A 3792-nucleotide genomic window follows, 5' to 3' on the forward strand; every position below is an offset into this window, starting at 1 on the left:
GTAGAGAATGTCAAGCCTGAAATGAAACTATTTTCGGCCCTGGGCGATGTACGTATTCCTTGACACGAAAAAGAGCTTGACAGTGCTGGCACTGTACGGTAAGCTCATCACGAAACGCCTTGCGTTTGCAGGGCGAGCGAGAGGCACTCAAGGAGGATCGTTCCATGATCGCATTTCAAGAATTGGCTGCGCTCTATTTCGACAAGCATCTCATCAAGAAGTCGTCGTATCGATATTATCGACGGCTCTTTAAGCAGTTGTTTGCGAACTGGACCGAGCACAAGACCTGCTTTGAACTGAAGACGTGGCATGATGCGCTCGAGCTCACGCCGGCCCATGCGAATAAGGCGTTAGGATTTCTCAAGGCGATGTATAACTGGGCCCAGCGCGAGGGCGACGCCACCGGCAAACAGGCCCTCTGGTGTCAAGAAAACCCCGCGGCCAATGTGCAGCGGCATCGACAGGAGAGCCGTGAACGCATCTTCTCAGATCGTGAACTGACGCAGCTGTTTATGTATCTCGGCTTCACGAATCAGAAGCTTGAGACCTTTATCACATTTCTCTTGTGTACTGGATGCCGCATGAGCGAGGCACGGACGACGAAGTGGGCCCATCTCGATCTGGGGCAAGGGATCTGGTTCAAGCCGACGACGAAGAACGGCATGTCGCAGCGCATTCCGCTAACCCGGCAAGCGATCGCCGCCCTGGAGGCCATGCCACGCGAAGGCGACTATGTGTTCATGGGCCTGTACGGCCGTTGCTGGTCCCGCTGTGCCGCCGAGAAGGCCTGGGGAATCTTTCGAAAGGGCCCGGGCTTGCAGGATCTGACGCTTCATGATATTCGTCGAACCGTCGGCTCTCGGGTGTACGAGCAGACCAAGGACGTGATACTGGTCAAAGCGATCTTGAATCATCGCCCGAACAGCATCACGGAAATCTACATGCGGACACAGCACAAGCGCATCGCGGAGGCCCTGCAAGCGCATGCTGATCGGTTATGGACGTTCAAAAAGGAGGTGCCCTATGATCAGATACCTGCTCGTGAGTGTATGCCTGTTGACAGTACCCGCTTGCCAATCAGCCGAGAGCTTACAGCGGGAACGCGAACAAGCGGCCTGGGAACGGTCCCTGACGCCTGATCAACGGGTTCGCTTGGAAGAGGCGCGTCTTCGAGCCTTGGGGATGGCCCTGTCCGGAGGCCCCATCTTCCGCGCCCCGTCGTCGACGTATCAGGCCCCGGTGCAGAATTATGGATTTCGGTTGAATTGCTTCGAGAACCAGATCGGGGACAGCGTGTACACGAACTGTTACTAGGTGTTGTCGCTTCGCCCGGATTCGACCGCCGTCGTCGCGGTTTTCGCGCGGCACTTGAACACGTCGGTATCGGCCGGGTTCCAGTCGACGTTCGCCGCCATGCGGAGGTTGGAGCCTTCCTTCAGCGTGGTGTTTCCGTCGGTCACCAGGAATTCATATTCCTGCCCCGGGATCATGCTTTCGAACCCCGTCACGTTCTGCGCGCCGGGATTCGTTAAGATGTACTTCCTCCCGAAGCGGAGATCAGGTGTGGCCACACTGGGCTCGATGTTCGGGATAAAATTCCCGAGCACAGGGTCCGTCCCTTCTTCGCTACAGGAGTCGTAGTCGTATTCCAGCGAGCCGATGTCCTCGGAGCCGTATCCGCCGAAGGCGTTCACGTTCCAGATATTGCGGCCGTCTCCGTCCCCGTCGACATGGATATTCTTGGCCCGATACTTGTCCACGACGACCGCATTCGAGCTCGTTCCCAAGAGCGAATAGGTCCGCGTACTGCGTCGGCTCCAGCCTGCCCCCCGGACCCCGTCGACAATGAGCTCCCTGATCTTCCCGTCCCCGGTCACATGGATGGCCTGAGACCCCAGCTCACTAAAGAAGTTATCCCGGACCGTGGCCTCTTCGATGATCGATGTTGCGGTTGGCGCGATCGTGAGCAGATCGCCCACGACGCTACTGGCCGAGCCGTCGATATTCTTCGCCACATTCTGACCGACCTCCAGGAGCCGCAGGAGCTCAGTCCCGTAGGTGCCGGCCAAGATCGCATGGCAGCAGGTATCGATGATGTTCCGGGAGATCGTCCACCGGTCATAGGATTGTGTCGACGAAACCCCATTGCCGACGACCTTGATGCCCTGTCCCTCGGACTGGTCGGCATTCTCGATCCGGTTGCCGACGATCGTTAGCTCACGGCTCCCGAAGCAGTAGACCGCATGGTCGCCCGTATGGTTCTGGTCGATATGGTTCCGGAGCACCGCCGCGCTTTGGCAGCGATTGAGCCCGACCCCGCCGCCCACGTAGCCCGTTGCGGCACCGCCGAGGGTGATGGTACTCAGTTCGATCGTGGCCCGTTCGATGCCATAGGCCGAGCCGCCGTCGCAGTAGGCGCCGGCATTCCAACCGGACAGTTCGACCCGCTCGAGCGAGAGGGTCCGGCCGCCGGAGATCCCCGTCCCGTCCAAATCGAGCCGGACCGCCCACATCTGCAAATCGGTCAGCCGCGGGCTCTGTGTCCGGAGGGTCAGATCGCGGAGGGTAATGCTCCCCGTGCCAATGATCCCGTGGAGTAGATTGCTGGAGGCCGTCAGCGTGAGAAACGTCACGCCCTTTCCCGCGCCTTGGTAGATGATATGTCGGTCCCGTTGGTTGATCGTCCCACTAAAGAGATAATCCCCTGGACCGAGCACCATGGTTCCACCCGCGGCCGGCAAGTCGGCCAGCGAGGCCAGGATGGGATCGGTATTGTCGACGGAGCTCGAGGCTTCCCCGTCATGATCTTCCGGTCGGACAGTCGGCTGGACATTGTCGTCGACCGTGTCGAGAATCTGGACTCCGTCGGCCTGGAACAGCGTCACGGTCCCGTCATGCGTTTTCACGACGAGTTTGTAGACCCCGGAGAAATAGCCGTATACGAGGCCGTTCGCGTCGCCTTCGATCGGATTCGCGGCCGTGATCGCTTTCCCGCGATCCATCCAGGCCGTCTTCTCTTGTGTGGTCCCCGGCAGATAGTGGTAGAGCTTTGGCGAAGGCACGATCTGCCCTTCATGGAAGAAGGGCCCCAACAAGAGAAACTGTGCAAGCCCGCTCATGGCATCACCATCGGATTTGAACTCCTACGGCAAAAGACGGCTGCATATTGTTATGTGGCGCCGCAGCCGGTGGCGTGTCAGTCAGCGCGTGCTTACCAGCGGCCGCCGTGGCCGCGGCATGGACGTTGTCGCCGGGGATCTGTTCGAAGGTCAGAGTGTGGTTTTGTGCGCCGACCGTATACCCCAGCGCTGTCGCGCCTGTAACCAGGCTTGCGGCTGATCCTCCCAGATTGTCCAGCGCGATCAGCGCTCGCCCACGGACATCCGGCAGCTGGAACTTGTTGTGCACGGTATGCGTGCCGGTTCCGTTCGTCGTGCCATTCACCGCCGCTCCGCCACGCGTCAGGGACAGTTTGAAGGTGGTTGACGTGGACTCGATGACATAGTAGACGGTGGCCGTCGCAAATCCGCTTGGCAGCGCCCCGCCGGAATTGGTCAGTTGCACAATGTCGCCGTCCACGAGCCCGTGTGTGACACTGGTCCAGATCTCTGTCGCGTTATCGAACGTTGCTGTGACTAGGGACGTCCCGGTCGTGCCGAATGTTCCGGCCAAGGGGATGCACTTCTTAGCCAGCGCGCGATAACGTGAGGCGATAGTCGCCGTCCCGACTGGGAGCAGGAATCCATCATCCGCCGTCGTCGACAGTTTCCCCTTGAAGTCTGCCGGCGCCGC

Annotated in this window: 3 protein-coding genes; 1 reads left to right on the forward strand and 2 read right to left on the reverse strand. The window is 59.7% G+C overall.

What is annotated here, in order from left to right; translation table 11 throughout:
* Positions 1-164 precede the first annotated feature (164 nt).
* A complete protein-coding gene (locus tag KF784_19770; protein ID MBX3121300.1) occupies positions 165-1139 on the forward strand; it encodes a site-specific integrase in 975 nt (324 codons plus the stop codon).
* 171 nt (positions 1140-1310) lie between these two features.
* Here KF784_19770 and KF784_19775 read toward each other — a convergent pair whose 3' ends face one another.
* Entirely contained in the window at positions 1311-3119 is a 1809-nt protein-coding gene (locus tag KF784_19775) for a hypothetical protein (protein ID MBX3121301.1), read from the reverse strand.
* Between the two features lie 4 nt (positions 3120-3123).
* A partial coding sequence (locus tag KF784_19780) for a hypothetical protein (protein MBX3121302.1) occupies positions 3124-3792 on the reverse strand: 669 nt, incomplete at its 5' end.

The organism is Fimbriimonadaceae bacterium (assembly GCA_019638775.1).
Lineage (GTDB): Bacteria > Armatimonadota > Fimbriimonadia > Fimbriimonadales > Fimbriimonadaceae > JAHBTD01.

What these genes read in the sequence shown, in the direction of transcription:
- KF784_19770 (MBX3121300.1), top strand. Translation starts at nt 165, where the DNA reads ATGATCGCATTTCAAGAATTGGCTGCGCTCTATTTCGACAAGCATCTC.
- KF784_19775 (MBX3121301.1), bottom strand. Translation starts at nt 3,119, where the DNA reads ATGAGCGGGCTTGCACAGTTTCTCTTGTTGGGGCCCTTCTTCCATGAA.